This is a genomic window from Verrucomicrobium sp. BvORR106, assembly GCF_000739655.1.
In the GTDB taxonomy this organism is placed as follows: Bacteria; Verrucomicrobiota; Verrucomicrobiia; order Verrucomicrobiales; family Verrucomicrobiaceae; genus Verrucomicrobium.
The window spans coordinates 19,222-38,961 of sequence record NZ_BATR01000100.1; the positions used below are offsets into that span (position 1 = coordinate 19,222).

At 61.4% G+C, this 19,740-nt stretch carries 15 protein-coding genes; 8 read left to right on the top strand and 7 right to left on the bottom strand.

Features of this window, described 5'->3' with window-relative positions:
• Nucleotides 1–171: 171 nt before the first annotated feature.
• The 4 genes from purB to BV106_RS17470 all read left to right on the top strand — a co-directional run bounded on the left by purB (nt 172) and on the right by BV106_RS17470 (nt 3,563).
• Nucleotides 172–1,599, top strand: a complete 1,428-nt coding sequence (gene purB / locus BV106_RS17455) for an adenylosuccinate lyase (protein WP_038166837.1) — start codon at nt 172–174, stop codon at nt 1,597–1,599.
• A 132-nt stretch (nt 1,600–1,731) separates the two neighbouring features.
• Nucleotides 1,732–2,427, top strand: coding sequence for a hypothetical protein (locus BV106_RS38640; protein ID WP_038166839.1), 696 nt, complete (start codon nt 1,732–1,734; stop codon nt 2,425–2,427).
• A 53-nt stretch (nt 2,428–2,480) separates the two neighbouring features.
• Nucleotides 2,481–3,218 carry a TlyA family RNA methyltransferase gene (locus BV106_RS17465; RefSeq protein ID WP_038166841.1) on the top strand — a complete coding sequence of 246 codons (738 nt, stop codon included), beginning with the start codon at nt 2,481–2,483 and terminating at the stop codon, nt 3,216–3,218.
• A gap of 78 nt (nt 3,219–3,296) precedes the next feature.
• The gene (locus BV106_RS17470; protein WP_038166843.1) at nt 3,297–3,563 is read left to right on the top strand and encodes a hypothetical protein; all 267 of its coding nucleotides are present in this window, start codon (nt 3,297–3,299) and stop codon (nt 3,561–3,563) included.
• Nucleotides 3,564–4,550: 987 nt separating this feature from the next.
• On the opposite strand, the gene BV106_RS17475 is transcribed toward BV106_RS17470, so the two are convergent.
• The gene (locus BV106_RS17475) at nt 4,551–5,462 is read right to left on the bottom strand and encodes a metallophosphoesterase (protein WP_038166846.1); all 912 of its coding nucleotides are present in this window, start codon (nt 5,460–5,462) and stop codon (nt 4,551–4,553) included.
• A complete protein-coding gene (locus tag BV106_RS17480) occupies nt 5,440–6,444 on the bottom strand; it encodes a diacylglycerol kinase family protein (protein ID WP_038166848.1) in 1,005 nt (334 codons plus the stop codon). The genes BV106_RS17475 and BV106_RS17480 overlap by 23 nt, the downstream gene beginning before the upstream one ends.
• 174 nt (nt 6,445–6,618) lie before the next feature.
• On the opposite strand from BV106_RS17480, the gene BV106_RS17485 reads away from it, so the two are divergent.
• Nucleotides 6,619–8,217 (top strand): aldehyde dehydrogenase (NADP(+)), encoded by a 1,599-nt coding sequence (locus tag BV106_RS17485; RefSeq protein WP_038166849.1) that lies wholly within the window; start codon nt 6,619–6,621, stop codon nt 8,215–8,217.
• Nucleotides 8,218–8,306: 89 nt separating this feature from the next.
• Here BV106_RS17485 and BV106_RS17490 read toward each other — a convergent pair whose 3' ends face one another.
• A complete protein-coding gene (locus BV106_RS17490) occupies nt 8,307–8,681 on the bottom strand; it encodes a nuclear transport factor 2 family protein (RefSeq protein ID WP_051945993.1) in 375 nt (124 codons plus the stop codon).
• A gap of 208 nt (nt 8,682–8,889) precedes the next feature.
• Here BV106_RS17490 and BV106_RS17495 point away from each other — a divergent pair, with 208 nt between their 5' ends.
• Both BV106_RS17495 and BV106_RS17500 read left to right on the top strand, forming a co-directional pair.
• Nucleotides 8,890–10,212 carry an SBBP repeat-containing protein gene (locus tag BV106_RS17495; RefSeq protein WP_038166850.1) on the top strand — a complete coding sequence of 441 codons (1,323 nt, stop codon included), beginning with the start codon at nt 8,890–8,892 and terminating at the stop codon, nt 10,210–10,212.
• Between the two features lie 83 nt (nt 10,213–10,295).
• A complete protein-coding gene (locus tag BV106_RS17500) occupies nt 10,296–11,798 on the top strand; it encodes a hypothetical protein (RefSeq protein WP_038166851.1) in 1,503 nt (500 codons plus the stop codon).
• 71 nt (nt 11,799–11,869) lie between these two features.
• Here the strand turns inward: BV106_RS17500 and BV106_RS17505 are convergent, their stop codons facing one another.
• The 3 genes from BV106_RS17505 to BV106_RS17515 all read right to left on the bottom strand — a co-directional run bounded on the left by BV106_RS17505 (nt 11,870) and on the right by BV106_RS17515 (nt 14,359).
• Entirely contained in the window at nt 11,870–12,391 is a 522-nt protein-coding gene (locus tag BV106_RS17505; RefSeq protein ID WP_038166858.1) for a hypothetical protein, read from the bottom strand.
• 8 nt (nt 12,392–12,399) lie between these two features.
• Nucleotides 12,400–13,422 (bottom strand): hypothetical protein, encoded by a 1,023-nt coding sequence (locus BV106_RS17510; RefSeq protein ID WP_265595796.1) that lies wholly within the window; start codon nt 13,420–13,422, stop codon nt 12,400–12,402.
• 163 nt (nt 13,423–13,585) lie between these two features.
• A complete protein-coding gene (locus BV106_RS17515; protein WP_038166861.1) occupies nt 13,586–14,359 on the bottom strand; it encodes a hypothetical protein in 774 nt (257 codons plus the stop codon).
• 195 nt (nt 14,360–14,554) lie between these two features.
• Between BV106_RS17515 and BV106_RS17520 the strand changes: the two genes are divergently transcribed.
• The gene (locus BV106_RS17520) at nt 14,555–18,472 is read left to right on the top strand and encodes a PVC-type heme-binding CxxCH protein (RefSeq protein WP_063767951.1); all 3,918 of its coding nucleotides are present in this window, start codon (nt 14,555–14,557) and stop codon (nt 18,470–18,472) included.
• Between the two features lie 550 nt (nt 18,473–19,022).
• Here the strand turns inward: BV106_RS17520 and BV106_RS17525 are convergent.
• Nucleotides 19,023–19,703: a class I SAM-dependent methyltransferase gene (locus BV106_RS17525; protein WP_038166863.1), complete on the bottom strand. Its 681-nt coding sequence runs from the start codon at nt 19,701–19,703 to the stop codon at nt 19,023–19,025.
• Nucleotides 19,704–19,740: the final 37 nt, after the last annotated feature.

Genomic DNA, 19,740 nt, shown 5'->3' on the forward strand with positions numbered 1-19,740 from the left:
TGGTCTCCGCGATCACCTCAAGACGGGGGCATTGAGGGCAGCCCAGTAAACCTCGTTAGCAGGCTGTCGCTGGCGTGAGGCCTGCCTTCTTTCTTGACCCCGCCCCCTTTTCTCTTATCCCTGTCATCCCCCTTTTCCCTCGTTCACTTACCCTTGTCCCTCCCGCACCCCATGTCCGACGCCATCCCGAATGTCCTTGCCGAACGTTACGCTTCCTCCTCGATGCGCGCCATCTGGTCGGGAGAGGGAAAGGTACGGCTTGAGCGTGAACTCTGGATCGCGGTGATGAAGGCTCAGAAGGACCTCGGCATCCCGGTGCCGGATGGTGTGATTGAGAGCTACGAGCGTGTGAAGGATCAGGTGAACCTGGAGTCCATCATGCAGCGTGAGCGGGTGACTCGTCACGACGTGAAGGCCCGTATTGAGGAGTTCTGTGATCTGGCCGGGCATGAGCACATCCATAAAGGGATGACCAGCCGTGACCTCACGGAGAACGTGGAGCAGCTCCAGGTCTTCCGCAGCCTGCAGGTGGTGCAGCGCAAGAGCGTGGCCGCCTTGGTCAAACTGGCTGCCCGTGCCAAAGAGACCCGCGACATCCCGCTGACGGCCCGCACGCACAACGTCGCCGCGCAGGTCACGACGGTCGGCAAGCGCATTGCCATGTTCGGTGAAGAGATGCTGGGTGCTTATCACCAGCTTCAGAGCGTCATCGGTAGCTACCCTGCGCGTGGCCTAAAGGGAGCGGTCGGAACCCGTTTGGACCAGATCAGCCTCTTTGAAGGGGACGCCGCCAAGGCCCGTGCGCTGGATGAGAAAATGGTGGCTTACCTCGGTCTCCCGCTCGCATTCGGTTCCGTGGGTCAGGTGTATCCTCGCAGCCTTGATTTGCGCGTGGTGGGCACCTTGGTGGACCTTGCCAGCGGTCCTGGCGACTTTGCCCGCACCCTGCGCCTGATGGCCGGTCACGAACTGGCCAGCGAAGGTTTTGCCAAAGGTCAGGTCGGCTCCTCCGCGATGCCGCACAAGATGAACAGCCGCTCCTGCGAGCGGGTGAATGGTCTGCACGTGGTATTGAAGGGCTACCTGACGATGGCCTCCGGCCTGGCTGGCGACCAGTGGAATGAAGGGGACGTCTCCTGCTCAGTGGTGCGTCGCGTCATGCTGCCTGATGCCTTCCTCGCCATGGACGGTCTGCTGGAAACCCTCCTCACCATCCTCAATCAGATGGAAGTGTTCGAGGCTGTGGTGGCGACTGAGCTCCAGCGTTATCTGCCCTTCCTGCTCACGACCACCGTCCTCATGGAGGCGGTCAAATCAGGTGCTGGGCGCGAAGGCGCTCATGAAGCCATCAAGGAGCACGCCGTGGCGGTGGCCAAGGATCTCCGCACCGGCAAGGTGCGGGCCAATGACCTCTTTGATCGTCTCGCTGCGGACGCCCGTCTGGGGCTCACCCCAGCTCAGTTCGAAGCCGTGTTTGAGCAGGGACGTGCCAACTCAGGCGATGCCGGGGCTCAGGTGGACGAGTTCGCCGCCCGTGTGGACGCCGTGGCCGCGAACTGCCCTGAAGGTGCCTCGTATGAGCCCGGGGCGATCCTCTAATGGTCCCTCGAGCAACATCTCTTTCGCCAAATTGAGAGTTTTTGGTTTTCAGTTGTCTGCCAAACGGGCAAAATAGCGGGCTCAAACTCCGCTGCCCTTTGGCTGGACCTCTGAATACCGTTCCCTTCCTACATGAAATTCGTTGCCATTATCATCACGCTCGTCCTCTTTGGGGGCATGGGTTATCTCATGATGGATGCCCGGAACCAAGCCAAAGGGGTGACCAATGAGCTGGAGCTGATTCGCCGTCAGCAGGCGGCCGATCAGGCGGAGCGTGCCGCCGAGAGACAGGCTGGCGAGGCGCCCGCTGTGAATCAGATTCCTGGGGCTACGGGCAAGGGCAAACGTCCGGCTCCGACGCCGGAGCAGTTGGCCGCCGCTGCCCGTGAGAGCGAAGCCCTTGTGCAAGGCGCTGCCACCAGCATCCCCACAATGCCCCCTGGCGGCACCATTGGGGCACCAGCTCCTGGTGCACCCGGTACTCCTGGGGCCCCCGGCTTGGCCGCTGTTCCCGGTGCCCCTCCGGCACCCGTGGCACCGCTGCCACCCACGCCGCGTCAACGTCAGGTCGTGGCCGCCCCAGCGATTGCCAAGGTGAGCGAGGTGCAGCTTGAGTCCGGCTTTGTCATTATCAGTTCCGGTTCCGGTCGCAAAATCGAAAAAGGCATGCCGTTTGCCATCCGTCGGGGTGATGCGATTGTCGGTCGTGTCAAGGTTACCCTCGTGGAAGAGGGGAATGCCGTGGCCGATATCGTGAGGGAGAGCGTGCCCGTGGGGGTGAGCCTCCAGCAGGGTGACGACGTCATTCAGGATCTGCCTCCTCTCTGATTCTCTCTTTATAGAGTAGAGATCGTTTTTTCTCCCCAGTCTGACTCCGGCGAATGGCAAAGCAGCGGCTTGATCACCTCTTGGTGGCGCGTGGTCTTTGCACTTCCCGGGAGCAGGGGAAGCGGCTCATCCTCGCTGGCGAAGTACTGGTGAACGATGAGCCGGTCACCAAGGCTGGCCAGCTTGTGCGAGAGGACTGCGTTATTCGCGTCAAAGAGCCTCCCAAGTATGTGAGCCGGGGTGGGTTCAAGATGGAAGGGGCTCTTGCAGCCTTCGGCGTATCTCCCGAGGGGAAGGTGTGCTTTGACGTGGGGGCTTCCACGGGAGGCTTTACCGACTGCCTCCTCCAGCATGGAGCGGTCAAGGTTTTCGCCTTCGACGTCGGGACCAACCAGCTCGTGTGGAAACTGCGCAGCGATCCGCGAGTGGTCTCGCGCGAAAACTACAACGTCCGTCATCTGAAGGTGGAGGACGTGGGCGAGGAGGTGGACATCATTGTCGCCGATGTCTCGTTCATTTCACTCACCCTCGTGCTGCCACCCGCTTTTCAGGTGTTGAAGGCGGGCGGTGAGGCGCTGGTGCTGATCAAGCCTCAGTTCGAGTTGAGTCGTGAAGAAATTGGCCGGGGCGGGATCGTGCGAGAGACAGCACTCCATGAGAAGGCGTGCCTGAAGATTGAGACCTTTGTAAAGAGCCAGCCCGGTTGGGTCTGGAAGGGGCTCACCGATTCTCCGATTCAAGGCACCGATGGGAACCGCGAGTTCCTGGCCTGGATTGGCAAGGTGGGGTGATCTGATCTGATCTGATCTGATCTGGAACTCACGGCACGTGTGGACGTCCGGTGTGTTTCCGGGGACCGATTCAGACGCATGAACGTGTCTGAGTTTATTTCCAAGGTGGCTCCCCACATTGGGAGCGGACGATGGCAGCAGCAACACCCCGGGGCGACGCAGCTTGCGAGCGGGGCCGGGAAGCTGGCCTGCCTGGCCACAGGGGTGGGCATGCTGCGCAGCGGTGCCGCCCAGCACGGCTGGAAGCGGTGGGGACTCTTTGTGCTCGGGGGCGTCTTGCTCTACCGGATGCTGGCTGCCAAGAAGGAGGATCGGGTGGAGGAGATCTGGTTCAGGAGGAGGTAGGAGGAGGAGTGGTGGAGAGATGGAGTGATGGAGTGATGGAGTGATGGAGTGATGGAGTGATGGAGTGATGGAGTGATGGAGTGGTGCCGCGAGTTGGTTCATGCCGCGGCAGGTCCGGCGTGACTGGCGGCCCTGAGCTACAGTGGCAAAGTGCGATGTGGGGCCGGTCGTGATATGGGTCTACCGCTCCGCGGTAGAGTAGCGTGTGTTGTTCCCCGGGCAGTCCTCGCTTCACTCGGTCGGCAAAGCATGACGGGCCGGACTTCCTGCCAGGGAACCTTGGATGCGAAAGGCAGGCCGACCGCCACAACTTCTTCGGAGTAAAAACTTGAATCGTCCCATACCCACGTAGGCTCGCTCGAAGCTCGCCAATGTGGGGCTTATGGAATATCCACTTCGAGGAAGAGCGTCGCCTGAATGACGGAGCAGTGATGGTTCCTTGGCGGCAGCGTCGTTGGTTGGCTCTCGATACGTGACTTCCTGAACCCGGAGGGTTCGCCATCCGTAGCCATGGGTGAAGCGAGCGGAGCGAGTGCAACCCATGGTAAGGAGAACGTCGCTTCTACCGCGCAGCGGTAGGCCCATCGGGTGGCGGTTGGATTGGTGGACTATGAGGGGAGGCCGGCTCTGGGGGGGGACGTCAGTTCGTTCGAGACCCACTTCGGCGCGAACAAAGCTCAAGATTTGGTAAATGCGGTCGGACACACCAGCGGCGAAAAAGATGAACCTGAAAACCATTTCTGAAAATGCATGGCGTTGGAATCGGCCTGGGAGTGGGGCGGAGGGCCTGAACGTCTGTTGAACGGAAACTGGAATTCCGTTCAACGGAACTGCCAACGGCGTTGAACGTAATAGTAAGAGAAAAGGAAATAGGAATAGTAAGAGAAAGAGGAAGCGAAAAACACTGGAAGTCCACGGCCTCCCTTCCCGCCAAATGCAGCCGGGGCTGCGCCCCTGAGCATCTGCTTGTCTATGGCTCCCTGAGTTTCAAACCGCTCCTTGATCGCCCTCAGTTGCCACACGCGGTCGGTTTGGGTTCCGGTCTCGCTGGATTTGAATCAGCTTGTGCTCCCGGGGCGGAGGTTTGGCTTCGGTCCAGTCCCCATCCTCACCCCGGTGGAACTGCCATGTGCGGGTCGGCACGTAGGCCGCGTCCGTCCAGGTCCAGGCCTGGACTTGCAACTGCTGTCGGTCGCCCTCGATCACGTGGAATCCATTGGGCTCCCCCTTGAGCCGATGGGAGGTGGCCGTGGAGGTGACGGAAAGAACGAAGTGGCGGGGATGTACGCCGGGTAGCTTCACAGGCACGGCATAGCTGAGGTGAAAGTGGCCGGAGAGCACGAGGTCGACACCGGCTTCATTCAGGGCACCGAAGAGGGCTGGACGCTTGTCGATGAGGTGGCGGCGCGTCCCTTGGGGGGGAGCAGCGGGGGGATGGTGGACCACGAGTACCCTGAGGGCCTCAGGGGCGGCTTCGAGGTATTGCTGGCGGAGGCGGATGAGCTGCCCTGCGGAAAGCCGTCCGCGAGACCAGTCCACATAGAGTCCACCGGGTCTCCCTGAGTTCATGCCGGCGACCACCATGCCAGGGGCGTGCAGCGTGGGCTCCAGCTCTTTCCCCAGCACCTCCTGATAGATCCGCCACGGGTGGTCAAAGCGTGCCCAGAGGTGCACTCCGTGGGGCATGTCGTGATTTCCTGGGACCACGAAGCGGGGTCCGGGCAGAGTGTCCAGAAAGTCGCGGGCGGCCACGAACTCACGATGCCGACCCTTCTGAGTGAGGTCTCCGCTGATCACGGTGAGGTCGGCACCGACGGCCTGGACGGCCTCGCGAAGGGCCTCCGGTCGCCCCAGGGTGATGGCACCGAAGTGCAGGTCAGACAGGTGCACCAGCCTCATGGGTGGCATGCTCCGGCTGGTTGTTTCCTGGGTCAACTGACTCTGTCACAGGTTCCGCCAGTCGGGGAGCCAGCACGCGCAGGGCCTTGGGGCGGATCCGGATGCGGAAGGGCACCCGCAGCTTGTCGATCTCCCCATCCCGCATCACCGGGATTCTGGATTTGCGCTTTACCTGCACCTCCAGCTCTGTGGTGTGAATCACGGTCAGCTCCTTGTCCTCCTTCCAGCGTCCCATCAGCCAGGCCAGGCTGGACTTCAGCAGTCCCCAGCGGCTGCGGTGCGTGGAAACATACACGGTGAAATAACCGGCATCCAGCGAGCGACGCCGCGGGATGATGCCGAAGAGGTCCTCATAGTCATTGTTCGCCATGAGGGCGATGCGGGTGCGCCGGCGGACCTCGCGACCGTCATCGTCTTTTAGCACCAGGTCCAGTGGTGGGAAGGTGGCGGCGCTCTTGATGGACGCCGTGGCCGTGCGCCAGGCCTTCACCAGCCAGTTGCCGTGATACTCTGGCTTGCCTAAAACGAGTGCCGGGTAGAAGCCCAGCACCACTACGCAGAAGAACATGCTGCCATCCACATCCAGCAGGTCCATGGCGCCCTCTGGGGCCTGGGTGAGCTGGCGCGCTGCCTCTTCCCAGTCCAGGTTCATGCCCACATCCCGGGCGGCGAGATTGAAGGTCCCCAGTGGCAAGATGCCGAGCGGCTTCTCATGCCCGGCCAGTACGCTGGCCGCGGTGGCCACGGAGCCGTCTCCGCCGCCAATGATGACGGCGTCTGCGTCCCCATCGCGGGCCTCGACCAGCGTGGGTTCTATTTCCGCTCCGCGGACGAGCCGGACGTCCGCCTCGGCTCCCAGCTCGGCAAAGATTTCCCGCAAGCGTGTGGCGACGTGCTCGGGCCCGAGCGAGGAGATGGTTCCAGATTCGCGATTGAGGATCACCACGGGACGGGTCCAGCGGCAGGAGTCGGAGGCAGGCATGTGGGGGAGGGTGTTGTGACGCCGCAGTTGGGGGGCGTCCTCCCTGATTCGCCTCCAGGTTCAGCCTTGCGCTTCTGTCTGCGCGGCTGGGGGCAGTCCAACCCGGGCGAAAAACCGGGTGGGGCATCTCACAAAACTGCTTTATTTCTACCCGAGTTAGATGCTTAGTTACGGATGACCCTCCACGGCCATTCCATCATCGCAGGCAAGGTCACCCGCTCCGAGTCGGGTGTGACGTTTCTTCCCGTCAACCCGTCCACGGGCGCTGATCTGGCCCCTCCTGTGCATGAGGCTCCGGTGGAATTGGCCGACCAGGCGCTGCAGGCAGCGGATGAGGCGTTCGACATTCTGCGGAGCAAGACCCCGGCGGAACGAGCCGCCTTTCTGGACGCGATCGCCGATGGCATCGAAGCGCTGGGGGATGCCCTGCTGGAGCGCGCCCAAGCTGAGACGGGGCTGCCTCTCGCCCGCCTCTCAGGAGAGCGAGGCCGCACCACGGGGCAGGCCCGCCTTTTTGCCCGTCTCATCCGGGAGGGCTCCTGGCAGGAGATCCGCATCGACCGCGCCATCCCTGACCGTCAGCCACTGGCCAAGCCGGACATCCGCCGCTTCATGCAGCCGGTGGGGCCGGTGGTCGTGTTTGGTGCCAGTAACTTCCCCTTCGCCATCTCAGTGGCCGGTACGGATACCGTGAGCGCTCTCGCCGCGGGCTGTCCGGTGGTCGCTAAGGCCCACCCTGGCCATCCTGGTACGTGTGAGATGATTGCCCGGGTCATCTCCGAGGCGGCGGACCGCAGCGGCATGCCTTCAGGCACATTCTCCATGGTGCATGGTCGTGGCGTGGAGATCGGCATGGCCCTGGTGCAGCATCCTCTGACCACCGCCGTGGCCTTCACTGGCTCTCTCCGCGGTGGCAGAGCGCTTTTTGACGCCGCCAATGCCCGGCCCACTCCCATTCCCTTCTACGGTGAGCTGGGCAGCGTGAATCCTGTCTTTCTTCTTCCCGGCGCACTGCAACAGCGTGGCGCCCAGATTGCTGAGAGCTTTGTGGGTTCCCTAACCATGGGCGTCGGTCAGTTCTGCACGAACCCCGGCGTGGTCTTCGGGGTGAAGAGCGAAGGGTTTCAGGACTTCACAGACAAGACGGCCTCCCTGGTGCGCGCGTGGCCACCCTCCACCATGTTGCACTTCGGCATCTCCCAGGCTTTCAAGGATGGGTTGAAGCGCATCAGCCGTGTGAAGGGGATTGATCTGCTGGGTATGTCAGAAGGCACCGCCCGTGGCAATGCCGCACAGGCCTCTGCGATGGTGTTTTCCACGGATCTGGATACTTACCGTACCAACGAAGACCTGCATGAGGAGGTCTTTGGCCCGGCGTCCATCGTGACCCGCTGCCAGAGCAAGGAAGAGCTGGAGCAGGTGGCAGAGTCCCTACAGGGACAGCTCACCGCCAGCATCCACGGCACGCCTGAAGATTTGCGCGAGCACGCCCGCCTCATCCGCATTCTGGAGCGGAAGGTTGGCCGCATCATCTTCAACGGTTTCGGCACCGGGATCGAGGTTTGTCCGTCCATGCATCACGGCGGTCCTTACCCGTCCTCCACTCATAGCTACTTCACCAGCATCGGCACCGCGGCCATCTACCGCTTTGTCCGTCCGGTTTGCTACCAGGGCTTCCCTGACGAGAGCCTCCCCGCTCCGCTGCAAAACGCGAATCCCACTGGGCTGTGGCGCATGATTGACGGGGGGCTGACCCAGGATTCCCTTCACTAAGAGGATTCCAGCATTTGCTGACTTTGCGACGCCCCTCCCGACCGGAGGGGCGTTCTTGTTGGCTCATGAACCCAGTGCCTGGGGTGGGCTCATTCTGCGGGGTGGATTTCCAGATGGGTGATGAGCCAGCCATCGTGCTCCAGCTGGTGTTGCAGCATGACCGGGCTGCCATCGAAGGTGCCGGAGACCAGCCCCGTGATGGTGATCCGGCCGTCGCCACCCGTGACCTCTCGCACATCCAGCACCGGGTGGTACTTCTCAAACGCCTCCGAAATCCAGGTGTGAATTTGGATGGTGCCCGTGTGGCGGCGATGCTCGTCTTCCACCAGGGCATCGGGATCAAAGCAGCGGGCCACGGCGTCTGGATTCTGGGAGTTCATGGCGGCCACGTATTTCTGAGCCAGCAGCTCAGCGGGGGAATTGGTGGCCAGGGGGCGGGGGGCTTCGCAGGCAGTTGCATTCATGGGACCAGTCTATGACAGGGCACTGACAGCCCTATGTCAGCAGGGTGGTGCTGAGTGGAGAAATCGTTTCCCGTGACGGACTCTGGTAGATTCGTGACCGAGTCCGGCCCTGGGTGAAACCTGCGGGTTGCCCGGCCGTATCGGCTGCATGATCCTGACCTCCTCGTTGTTGTCCCGTTCCTTGCCCACCCGTGCACGAGCTGGGCTGATGGCCCTGCTTCTTCCTTGTGCTGCGTATAGCCAGACCTTTGAGTGGGTGGCCTCCGGTGGCGGAGCGCAGTCTGATAAAACCCGGGCTGTGAATGTGGATCGCCAGGGCAATGTCTTGCTGGTGGGGGAGGCCAATGGCGATTTGAAGTTCGGGGAGATCACCGTGCCCGGGGCGGGCAGCACGGACTGCTTCATCGCCAAGGCGTCTCCGGATGGGAAGTTCCTCTGGGCGAGGTCTCTGGGCGGCAGTCTGGTGGATCGCGGCTACGGTGTCGCGGCGGATGCCGAGGGCAATCTCTATGTCACAGGGCATCATCAGAGCACAGACGCCAAAGCGCTCGGCCAGCCTCTGCCCAATGCCGGCGACTATGATGTCTTTGTGGCGAAGTACAGCCCGGCCGGGGAACTGCTCTGGGTGCGTACGGCGGGAGGCAGTGGCTATGACTATGGTCATGGCATCGCAGTGGACAGCAAAGGTGACATCGTGGTGACCGGGGCGGTTGTCGGACCGGCCAAGTTCGGCGAGACAGTGTTGACCGGCACGCGTCCCATCTTCTGCGCCAAATACGATGCCAGCGGCCGCTTGCTGTGGGTGAAGGGGAGCGAGGGCAAGGCGGCCTGCAGTGGCCATGGCGTGGCGCTGGACGCGGCGGACAACATCTACCTCGGTGGACTGGTGTCTGGTACCGGCTCTTTCTCCGGACGTGAACTGACCGCCGGAAAAGAAACCCATGCGCTGGTGGCCAAGCTGAATGCCCAAGGGGATGTGCAATGGCTCAGTACTGTGCCGGGTGCACCATCAGCTGTGGTTCATGAAATCACGGCTGATGCTGCTGGCACGGTCTGGGTGGCGGGCATCTTCAAAGGACGACTCCAGGCCGGGGACAAGAGCTGGACCACCACCGGAGACAAGGACAGTGATGGCTGGGTGGCCCAGTTTGGCACGGATGGAAAACTCAAGTGGTGCCAGACGTTGCAGGGGGCGGGTACAGACTATCTGCTGGGCGTGGCTCCCAATGGCACAGGGGGCGTGCTGGTGACGGGCGAGTCCAGTCCTGGTGCCCTCCTGGCGGGCGGGCAGAAGCTGGAGGGCACTGCTCGCACGAGCGTGCTGCTGGCTTCTCTGGATGGCGCTGGCGCGTTGCAGTGGCACCAACTGGCCATCGGGGACAAGGCGGGCAATGCGTACACGATTGTGGCGGATGGCAAAGGCGCGGCCGTTTTGGGAGGAGCGGCGATGGCTCCGACGGCCTTTGGCAAGGTGCCGATGGCGGCAACGCAGGGGGCCGATGCTTACGCGGTGAAGGTACGGCTGAAGTGACCCACAGCGGGGCGGGGTAAAGTAACGCTGTTCAGGCGGGTGCGGGTTTCGTAGAATCAGGGCACACTCCCTGCCATTCTGCTATGAAACGCCGCACCTTTCTGGGCCACAGCGCCGCCCTGACCGCGCTCGGGGAACTGGGCTTTCTCTCCCGCCTGCCGGTTGTCTCCGCCCAGGAGGCGACCGTGCCCACCCACATGGTGCGGTTCGACGCCGAGATCGAGCCGCTGGTTCGCTTGTTGGAAGAGACTCCCAGAGAACGGGTGCTGGAGGAGTTTGGTTCGCGGATCCAACGTGGACTCAGCTACAGGGAGGTGCTTGCTGCGCTCATGCTGGCGGGTGTGCGCAGCGTGCAGCCGCGCCCGGTGGGGTTCAAGTTCCACGCCGTGCTCGTGGTGAACTCCGCGCACCTGGCCAGTCTGGCCTCGCCGGACTCGGATCGTTGGCTGCCTATCTTTTGGGCGCTGGACCAGTTCAAGTCCTCCCAGGCGGCGAATGTGCGGGAGGGGAACTGGGTGATGGAACCGGTGGAGGAATCCAAGCTGCCACTTGCGCATGCGGCCCGCCAGGCATTCATCGACGCCATGGACAACTGGGATGAATCCGCTGCGGATGCCGCCATTGTCAGCTTGGTGAGGCATAGCAGTGCGCATGACTTGTTTGAACTCTTCACCCGCTACGGCGTGCGGGACTTTCGGGATATCGGACACAAGGCCATTTACGTGGCCAACAGCTTCCGCACCCTGGAGGTGATCGGCTGGCAGCATGCGGAGCCGGTGTTGCGCTCACTGGCTTACGCCTTGCTGGATCGCTCCGGGGCGAATGTGAATCCTGCCCAGGCCGATCTTCCGGCGGACAGGCCGTTTCGGGAAAATCAAGAGCGGTTGGCCAAGGTGAGAGACGGTTGGACAGCGGGCAAGATGGATGGTGGAGCCACGCGTGAAGTGCTGCAAACGCTGCGCGCGGGATCTTCATCAGATGCCAGCCAGCTGACCCTGGATCTGCTGAACCGCGGTGTGTCGCCGCAGTCGCTGTTTGAAGGCTGCTTCGATGGAGCGGGGGAGTATCTGATTCAGGCTCCGGGCATTGTATCTCTACATGCCATGACTTTCACCAACGCGGTTCACTACGCCTGGCAGCGGGTGCGGAGCGATGAAACTAGGCGATTGCTGCTGCTGCAGAATGCGGCCTTTCTCCCGCTGTATCGCGGTGGCCGGGCGGACAATGGCGTGCACATCGACCAGTTGGAACCCGTCATGCCCTCCACAAAGGGAGACGAGGCTGTGGCGGAGATCTTTGCAGAGATCGGCAAGGATCGGCTCACGGCGGCGAGGAAGGTTCTAGGGTATTTGAAAGACCGTCCTGATGCGCGGGCATTTTCCGATGCCGCCCGCAGGTTGGTGTTCATGAAGGGCACGAACTCACACGACTACAAATTCAGCTCAGCGGTGCTGGAGGACTACGGCCAGCTCAGCCGCCCGTGGCGGGATCAGTTGCTGGCATCGAGCGTGTTTTATTTTCGGGGTTCCGGAGAACGGGACAATGAGTTGGTGGAGCGGGTGCGCAGCGCGGTGGGAGGGAGTTGATGGAACTGGAGGTTAGCCATCGAGATATGAACCTTGGGCATGGCAACTTACAGGGGCCACGCAAGGATGCCTCACCTCTTGATCTTGTTGTATTCCGCGTCATACAACTTTTCAGCCACAAGTCCGTCCATGGTCACGATGATGGTCTGGCTGGGGTGTCCGGGAGTCGATTCCGTAAGGTCAAACTCGTACGCATATTGGCAGATGTCTGTAGGAGTCGATTCGTTGTTGAACCAGAACATTTCACTTTCGAGCGACTCGAACCTTCCCTTGTAACTCGTCACCTGCCGATAATACGCGACCGCGATGGCCAGGGCAGCGTTGCGGGTCAGAGGAGGCAGTGTGCGGCTTTGCACCGACCAAGGACCCACTTTGCGCAAAGACGACAGGGAGGCCACATAGTAGATTCCGACAGGTCTTCCTTGCGCGTCATTGGTGCCGAAGCTGCGAACCAACACGGGATCAGGCACGACGGCGTGGAGCCGCAGGCCACCCAGCGGACATGCGATGGCGATCAGGGCGATGACGGCTACCTGACGGAAGGGACGGAAGGGACGGAAGGGACGGAAGGGACGGAAGCTGAAGGTGCGCATAGTCAATGTCAACGTTGTGAATCCCACAGTGAAATGTCTCCGTCTGCAAAGACTGGAATGATCGCGTACGCGCTCTGTCGCAAGGGGACGGCATACTTGGGGATCTTTTGGGCAGCCAGTTTGAGGGCCTTCGTGTCTTTCGTGGTGAACCAGAATATCCTCCCTGCTGAAGGGCGCTCCGTGGCTTCTTTCCAAGCGGGAGGCTGGTAGATGGTATTGGGGTGGTTCCACCAGTTGAACTCCTCAACTTTTTCCAGTTTCCAGTAGGACAGATCGCCAACCTTTTCTTCCATGAACTCTCGTGCTTTGGTGAAGGCCACTTCGAAAGTGACAGCGTTCTTGTAGCCGATAGCGGCCCGATCATTTGGCACATAGGCGCGAAACGTCCAATTGCCCTCCGCCTCAGCGAGCGAGGCGCTGCCCCACTCGAATTTCAGCGGAATCATCAGCTCCTCCCCCTTGAGGGTTCGTTGCAGGTAGTCGAGAGAATCCTTGTCGAGCATGTCTACCGGCACGGGATAGGAGCGGTTGTTGATCCAGATGGCCACCTGGTCATCCGTGACATTCAGGAGGCAACCCTCGACCGTTTTGCCGTCGGTACGGGTCCACTTCCTGGGCAGGCCGACGGGGTTCCTCGTCATGTACTCCTCAGGGCGCTCGCTCAAATTGGGGGCAAATGGAGGAACACCCACGGGTGTGATGGAATGGCGAGGGATGCCGGCTCCCGTATCCTCCGCCACCTTCACTTCCTGCTTGCGAATCTTTTCCAGATCCGCCTTGTGCTCTGGAGCGAAGGCAGAGAGGGGACGGCTGGCGCGCTTGCCTCCTGCCACGCGGCAATTCACAACCTCACCACGGACCTCCAGCACCGCAAACCTCAATGAAGTACCATCCACAAATCTCCAGGTCCGGATTCCTGTGATGAGGGGGACACTCTTGGGAGCCTTGGCCGGACTTTGCGCCGGGCAGGGGCTGGCCCAATGACCAAGCAGACTGAGCGCCGCCAGAGCCGCGGCACGGGCTGAAATCACGAAAAAAGGGCGGGGGAACAAGCGCATGACGGGATGCCGCAGGCTCTAGCCAATCAGCGGAGATTTGCAATGCTTCTTCATGGAGAAATGTGGATACATAAAAAAGACCTGAAGCACACCCGCGGCGCACTTCAGGTCCCGGTTTTGGGGTGGGGAAAAAAGATCAGTTCTCGGTTTCCAGAGAGTAGCTCAGACCAATATGCGTCTTTCCGCCGGTGGATTGGATCATCACCGTCTGCGTGCGTTTGCCAGCGTCCTTCGTGGCATTGATCATGGTCATGTCTCCGTCAGCCGTCCTGGTAGCCGTGAAGTTGGTTTCATAGCCAGCGGCCTTCAGTTGCTCGCCGTAGTACTTGCTGACGTTCTCGTTGCTGTCCGCCGTCTCCATGGCATAGGAGCCATTCACGGATTTGCCCTTCTCATTGCGCATGCCGCCATTCTGAGAGGCACCGGGATAGAGTTGCACCCATTCCGGAGGCGCGCTCTGACTGCCGCCGATGACGGTCTGACCTTCTGGACCTGTCACCACCACGCCCTGCTTTTGCGCGTTTGATGCGTCCATGGTGACGGTTTCGCCCTTGGCATTCTTGATGGTGAACTTGCCCTGCGCGATGTCTTCAAACGACATCGTGATGGTGTCGCCAGACTTTTTCTCTTTCACCGTGACTTCACCCGTCGCGTCATTGACGGTGACGATCTCAAGATCTGGATTGAGGCGCAGCGCCATCAGCGCCGCCGCCTTGGTCGGGTTCTTTTCGAAGTCGAGATCGCCTGCCACCTCTTTGATCTTCTGGCAGCCCTTCATCACCAGCAGCCCACCCGCGATGCCGGTGAGCAGGAGGAGGGCCCCGCAACCAATGCCCGCCACGGCGAGGCCGGACATGCCTTTTTTCTTCGGGGGCTGGGGAGGAGATGACAGGGACGGATTCTGGTTCATGAGCGGGTCGGAGTCGGCGGGTGGATCAGTGGCGAGGTGGTGGTGTGAGTGGGGTTTTGCCGTTTGTATGTAAACCTGCGGGCTCGCGTGACGGCGCACGCGATGAATTTCTCCCGCCCACGGGTGTTTGAAGGAAACTGGTCTCCCGCGCCGATTTACCTTCCTGTTTCGCTTTCCTCTTCCTCCGCTGCTGCCATGAACCGGATCACCCCTCTCGCCTTGATGACTCTGACTGCCGTGCTCAGCGGTGGTCTTTGGGCCGCCCCACTGCAACTTCAGCCAGGGGATCATGTCTGCCTGATCGGCAACACACTGGCCGAGCGCATGCAGTTTGAAGGGCACAACCACTGGGAGGCGTTGCTTTACCAGCGCTACCCCCAGCACAACCTCGTGGTGCGGAATCTCTCCTGGCCGGCGGATGAGGTGGACTTGCGTCCGCGAGCGGAGGGCTTTGGTTCGCCCGATGAACATTTGAGCTTCAGCAAGGCAGACGTGGTCATCGCCTTCTTTGGCTTCAACGAGTCCTTTGGCGGGGCGGAGGGACTCCCCAAGTTCAAAGCAGACCTTGAGAAGTGGATCGCCGACACCCGGGCGCAAAACTACAGCGGCAAGGGCGCACCGCGGATTGCCCTCGTCTCACCCGTAGCCCATGAGAATCTGAACAATCCCAACCTGCCTGACGGTGTGGCGAACAATCGCAACATTGAGCTCTACACCCAGGCGATGAAAGAAGTGGCGGACAAGGCAGGGGTGACCTTTGCCGATGTCTTCGCGTCCACGCGGGAGCTCTACGCATCAGGCAAGGGGCACTACACCCTCAATGGGGTGCATTTCACGGCGCAGGGGGACGAGGCCTTCGCTCCCATCCTGGACAAGTCGCTCTTTGGCAATGCGGGTGCGCCCGGGCCGGTGCAGGATGCCCTGCGCCAGGAGGTGGAGGACAAGTCCTGGCACTGGTACCACCGCTATCGTATTGTGGACAGCTACTATGTGTACGGCGGCCGTGCGGGCCTGAAATTTGCCGATGGCGACCAGACCAATCGCGATGTGATGCAGCGGGAGCGGGAGGTGCTGGATGTGATGTGCGCGAACCGGGACGCTCGCATTTGGAAACGGGCCCAGGGCCAGCAAGTGAGTGGCAAGGCGGACGATGCCAACGTGCCGCCTTTCCTCAAGGTGCAGACATCCTTTGGGGTGAATCGCAAGAAGGATGCAGGAGCCAACACCGGACAGACCAGCAAGACCGCAGAAGGGGAGAGCGCGGACATCCTGCCAAGCGCCGGGACGTTGAAGTCCTTCAAACTGGCCCCGGGCTATGCCGTCAATCTCTATGCCAGTGAAGAGCAGTTTCCTGAGCTGGGGAACGCCGTGTCGATGGCGTTTGACTCCCGCGGCCGCATGTATGTGCCCACCATGCCCAGTTATCCGCAATGGCGGCCGGGGGATGAGATGAATGACAAGGTGCTCATCCTGGACGACAGCGACCACGATGGGAAGGCGGACTATTGCAACACCTTCGCTGGCGGTTTGCAGTGTCCGATCGGGCTGGAACTGGCGAATGGCGGGGTCATTGTGAACAACCAGCGGGAGGTGCTCTTCCTCAAGGACACCAACGGCGATGACAAAGTGGATTCTCGCGAAGTCATCTTGAGTGGCTTTGACTCAGCCGACTCGCATCATGTGATCAACTGCTTCACTTATGGCCCAGGAGGGGATCTCTACTTCCAGGAGGGCACCTTCCACCACACGCAGGTAGAGACCCCCTATGGCCCGGTGAGGTGCAAGAATGCGGGGAGTTATCGCTACGAACCGCTTAGCCAGAAACTGGACGTTTTCGTCAGCTACAACTACGCGAACCCTCATGGTATCTCGTTCGACAAGTGGGGGCAGACGTTCATCAGCGATGCCTCCGGTGGGGCCAACTACTTCGCCACGGCGTTTTCCGGTCATCTGCCGTACCCGGACAAGCACAGCAGCATGCAGCAGTTCTTTCCCAAGCGCGTGCGCCCCACCAGCGGCTGCGAGTTTGTCAGCAGCCGCCACTTCCCGGATGAGGCCCAGGGCCGGTTCCTGCTGAACAACTGCATCGGTGTACAGGGCATCCTGCAGCATGAGGTAAAGCCCGTGGGCAGTGGATACGAGGGCAAGGAGATCGAGCCGCTGTTGTTTTCCTCGGACCCGAACTTCCGCCCGGTGGACCTCCAGTTCGGCCCGGATGGTGCCCTCTACCTGATCGACTGGCAAGATGCCCTGGTGGGGCATATGCAGTACTCCCTGAGAGACCCGCTGCGGGACAAGAAGCACGCCCGCATCTGGCGCATCACGTATCCCAGTCGGCCGCTCTTGAAAGTGGCCAATCTGGCCGAGGCCAGTGTGAAGGAGCTGGTGAAACTGCTGGAGGAGCCGGAGATCCGCACGCGGGAGCGCGTGAAGCAGGAACTGAGCCTGCGGCCACAGCAGGAGGTGCTGCAAGCGCTGGAACTCTGGGCGGATGGGGTGGATGAGACTTCGCCCGACAAGGAGCGCTTCTGGCTGGAAGCACTGTGGGTGCACCAGTGGCTCAATGTAGTGAATGAGCCGCTGTTGAAGCAGACGCTGCGTTCCCCGCAGCCTGAGGCTCGCGCCGCCGCCACCCGGGTGTTGTGCTACTGGCGGGATCGCTTGCCGGATGCGATCGCACTACTGGAGGAGCAGGCCAATGATGAACACCCGCTGGTGCGGCTGGAGGCGGTGCGTGCGGCGAGCTTCTTCCCAGGCGAGAAACAGGCGGCCAACGTCGCCCTCGCGATTCTGCAGCACCCGATGGATTATTACCTCGAATACACCCTGGGCGAGACCATGCGGGCTCTGAAGCCCTCGCCCAAGGACATCGATATTGCCGCGAACCCGAAGGCGCTGCCGTATGTGCTGGAGAAGATGACCAATGAGGAGCTGAAGGCGGCTCCACCCGTGGAGGCAGTCTTCGCCGCGCAGCTCGAGCGCAAAGGACTGGACGTGGGAACCCGCGATCAAGCGGCGGTGGAGCTGGCAAAACTCCACAAGACGACGCGGGAGGTGGAGCTGGCCGCGGCCATCAAACGGCTGGACGATCAGGAGAAAGATACCCCTGCATCGGCCGAGCTGGGCAAGATGCTCGCCGGGAGTCCGCCGGAGAAGCTGAAGAAGGCCAGCGATCTGATCACGCGTCTGGCGTTCAAGGATCACGGGGTGCGCAGTGCCCGCATCGCCGGGATGGCCGCGTATGTGGCCATGACGCAGAACCCTGCGGAGGTATGGTCCAGCCGCCAGGACAATCACGAGACGCTGGCGGTGCTGCTGGAAAGCATTCACCTCGTGCCGGACGTGGCGTTGCGGGAGAAGTTTCAGCCGTTCATCGAGCAAGCCCTGCCGAGTGAGCTGCTGCCCGCCCCGGTGCGGAAAGCGGCCCTGGCGGCGGCTCCTCTCACCGGTGATGCGGCCGCCCCGCGGAACTTTGGGTTGCTGAGCGAGGTGCTGGTGAAGGGGCAGTATCGGGACAGTGCGGCGCGGGCCGTCCTGGCCTTGCCTCGCGCAGCGTGGGAGAAGGATCAGGCACCGCGCGTGGTGGAGTCCATCTTGAAGTATGCCAGCAGCGTCCCGGTGAACCAGCGGACGCAACAGGCGTATGTCGAGGTGGTGCAGCTCGGCAAGGAGCTCGCCTCATTGCTGCCAGAAGCGGATGCGGGCACGGCACGCAAAGCCCTGCAGGATCTGGGCGTCAGTGTCTTTGTCATCAAGACCGTACGCGAGCAGATGCGGTACGACACCACGGAGCTGGTTGTGCAGGCGGGCAAGCCGTTTGAGGTCATCTTTGAGAACAACGACATCATGCCGCACAACATCGTCTTTGCCCCCGGTGACTCCCGCACCGCCATCGGCACCGCCGCCCAGACCATGCCCGCCGTGCCGGACAAGAAAGGGCAGATGTATGTTCCGGAAGGGAAGGGGATCTTTGCCAGCAGCAAGATGCTCGAGCCTGGCCAGAAGGAGCGCCTTCAGATCAACGCGCCAGCCGAGCCTGGCACGTATGATTATGTCTGCACCTTCCCTGGGCATTGGGTGATCATGTGGGGAAGGTTGTCGGTGGTTCGGTGATTCAGTAATTCGGTAAACCAGTGGAGTGGTGGAGTGGTGGAGTGGTGTGTGTCGATATAGGGTTCTAGGAAGTAGGATTGCAGAATTGTGCCAACTGTGAATGACAACCACACTTGCAACTGGGAACCGACGAATAGCATGTAACGATCAATCTCCAGGAACCCGGAGGGTTCACCATGAATAGCCATGGGTCGGCCGAGTATAGCGAGGACTGCCCATGGATTTCCGTCCAAGAGAAGTTTACTGCGGAGCGGTAAGCCCATGGCGTTGCTAGCCCTATAGCAGTCTTCCCGATAGGCTCCGCCAGCAACGCTGGTCACCCGATGGGCCTACCGCTCCGCGGTAGCATGCAGTCAGCTTTTCGTGGGTAGCCCTCGCATAGCTCGGTCGACCCATGGCTAAGCATGGTGAACTCTCCGGGTTCAGGAAACGTGAGATGCACGGGTGGCGGCGTCTTTGATTGATTGCTTTCGTTGAGAGTGGAGGAAACTTCAAACTTCAAACTTCAAACTTCACGACGAACCAAGAACCAAGAACCAAGAACCAAGAACTAGGAACTTAGCGCCCTTTCCGCCACCAACCGATACGCGCCCAGCTGGGACATGCTCTCCCGCACGGTCCAGATCTTTTCATCCAGACGCAGGAGCTTGGGCAGCTCACCTACTCTGAAACCTGCCTGAATGCTGCGGGCCATGTCGAACATGGTCACATAGTTGAAACCCAGGATGGCATTCAGCAGGCGTCCTTTCCAGAGGTGGGAGGGATGTCGGGCGGGCTCGCTGATGACCAGGAGGCGGGCGCGGTGCAACCGGCGGCCGAGAAGGGCGAGCTGATCATCCTGGAAATGGTGCAGGATCAGATTGGCCACCACGACGTCTGCCCCTCGCAGGGCATCGGCGGCGGGGCCTTCCGCAAGAAAGTCTCCTTGCAGCCAGCCGGTGCCTTCGGGGAGGTGGCCGGGGGGCGGGGCGGGGGCGAAGTCCAGTCCGGCCCAGCGTTTGGCCAGTTCGGGATGCGATTGGGCCACGTAGCGGACCAGGCCACCGTCTCCCGCGCCCAACTCCACGGCCTTCTCCCCAGGCCGGGCGTTTTGTCCCAGTTCCTTCCGGATCCAGCGGAAGCTGCCCATGATGGTGTTTAGAAAACGGATGTCTCCACGACTGACCAGCGCATCGGGATGATCATGGGGCAGGGAATCCAGAATCTCAGGTTCAACCAGACGTGATCGCATGCGGGGAACATGAAGGGCATACCGGCGGTAGGTCAAC

Coding starts and splice junctions, on each gene's coding strand:
- BV106_RS17490 (WP_051945993.1), bottom strand. CDS start 8,681: ATGAATGCAACTGCCTGCGAAGCCCCCCGCCCCCTGGCCACCAATTCC.
- BV106_RS17525 (WP_038166863.1), bottom strand. CDS start 19,703: ATGCGATCACGTCTGGTTGAACCTGAGATTCTGGATTCCCTGCCCCAT.
- BV106_RS17500 (WP_038166851.1), top strand. CDS start 10,296: ATGAAACGCCGCACCTTTCTGGGCCACAGCGCCGCCCTGACCGCGCTC.
- BV106_RS17505 (WP_038166858.1), bottom strand. CDS start 12,391: ATGCGCACCTTCAGCTTCCGTCCCTTCCGTCCCTTCCGTCCCTTCCGT.
- BV106_RS17475 (WP_038166846.1), bottom strand. CDS start 5,462: ATGAGGCTGGTGCACCTGTCTGACCTGCACTTCGGTGCCATCACCCTG.
- BV106_RS17495 (WP_038166850.1), top strand. CDS start 8,890: ATGGCCCTGCTTCTTCCTTGTGCTGCGTATAGCCAGACCTTTGAGTGG.
- BV106_RS17485 (WP_038166849.1), top strand. CDS start 6,619: ATGACCCTCCACGGCCATTCCATCATCGCAGGCAAGGTCACCCGCTCC.
- BV106_RS17515 (WP_038166861.1), bottom strand. CDS start 14,359: ATGAACCAGAATCCGTCCCTGTCATCTCCTCCCCAGCCCCCGAAGAAA.
- BV106_RS38640 (WP_038166839.1), top strand. CDS start 1,732: ATGAAATTCGTTGCCATTATCATCACGCTCGTCCTCTTTGGGGGCATG.
- BV106_RS17520 (WP_063767951.1), top strand. CDS start 14,555: ATGAACCGGATCACCCCTCTCGCCTTGATGACTCTGACTGCCGTGCTC.
- BV106_RS17465 (WP_038166841.1), top strand. CDS start 2,481: ATGGCAAAGCAGCGGCTTGATCACCTCTTGGTGGCGCGTGGTCTTTGC.
- BV106_RS17480 (WP_038166848.1), bottom strand. CDS start 6,444: ATGCCTGCCTCCGACTCCTGCCGCTGGACCCGTCCCGTGGTGATCCTC.
- BV106_RS17470 (WP_038166843.1), top strand. CDS start 3,297: ATGAACGTGTCTGAGTTTATTTCCAAGGTGGCTCCCCACATTGGGAGC.
- purB (WP_038166837.1), top strand. CDS start 172: ATGTCCGACGCCATCCCGAATGTCCTTGCCGAACGTTACGCTTCCTCC.